Source organism: Moraxella atlantae NBRC 14588 (assembly GCF_001591265.1).
GTDB classification, from domain to species: Bacteria; Pseudomonadota; Gammaproteobacteria; order Pseudomonadales; family Moraxellaceae; genus Faucicola; species Faucicola atlantae.
The window spans coordinates 1-1009 of the sequence record NZ_BCUL01000071.1 but is presented as its reverse complement, the minus strand read 5'-3'; the positions used below and the strand labels follow the sequence as shown (position 1 = coordinate 1009).

Here is a 1009-nt window from a genome sequence, read left to right as displayed (position 1 = left end):
CCTTGCGGCTCCCACTGCTTGTATGCACACGGTTTTAGGTTCTATTTCACTCCCCTCACAGGGGTTCTTTTCGCCTTTCCCTCACGGTACTGGTTCACTATCGGTCAGTCAGGAGTATTTAGCCTTGGAGGATGGTCCCCCCATCTTCAAACAGGATTTCTCGTGTCCCGCTCTACTTAATATGCTTATTTAAACGTTTCGAGTACGGGATTGTCACCCTCTATGATTCACCTTTCCAGGTGATTCCTCTACGTCTAAATTCGTCGGCTCCTCCCCGTTCGCTCGCCGCTACTGGGGGAATCTCGTTTGATGTCTTTTCCTCGGGGTACTGAGATGTTTCACTTCTCCCGGTTCGCTTCGTATTAGTTACGATACTTGCCTTCTGGCAAGTGGGTTTCCCCATTCAGATATCGCCGGATCACAGGATATTGCCGCCTCCCCGACGCTTTTCGCAGGCTGTCACGTCTTTCTTCGCCTCTGACTGCCAAGGCATCCACCGTGTGCACTTATTCACTTGACTATACAACCCTAATCGGTCGTATGTCTGTTAGTAACGTCCACCTTTGTTTACGCTTGATTCAGTTCTCTTTACTTGGCTACAGTGCTAACTTTCTATATCGCTATGTCCAGTTCTATCTGTAGCCTTTGTGGTTAATGATTCGTTGGATATCATTAACCCAGACTCATTTCTCTATGTTGTTATTGAGTTAATTTACCTTCGTCAGGTAAATTCGTGTTGTTACACTAAACAATTTACTGTCATCAGTATCCTGTTTGCTGTAACAGCTTGGTGGAGCCAAGGAGAGTCGAACTCCTGACCTCCTGCGTGCAAGGCAGGCGCTCTACCAACTGAGCTATGGCCCCTCGATTAATGGTGGGTCTAATAAGACTTGAACTTATGACCCCCGCGTTATCAACACGGTGCTCTAACCAACTGAGCTATAGACCCGCTTTTAAAACACAAGACCAACTTGCTGTGAATTCTCACCCAGTCACTTTCGTTAAGGAG

General features: G+C 47.2%; 2 tRNA genes and 1 rRNA gene. All 3 read right to left on the bottom strand.

Features of this window, described 5'->3' with window-relative positions:
- A 23S ribosomal RNA gene (locus MA2_RS10740) occupies positions 1–520 on the bottom strand; the annotation flags it as partial.
- Between the two features lie 268 nt (positions 521–788).
- Positions 789–864: transfer RNA gene (locus MA2_RS10735), tRNA-Ala, on the bottom strand.
- A gap of 8 nt (positions 865–872) precedes the next feature.
- Positions 873–949, bottom strand: a tRNA-Ile gene (locus MA2_RS10730).
- Positions 950–1009 lie beyond the last annotated feature (60 nt).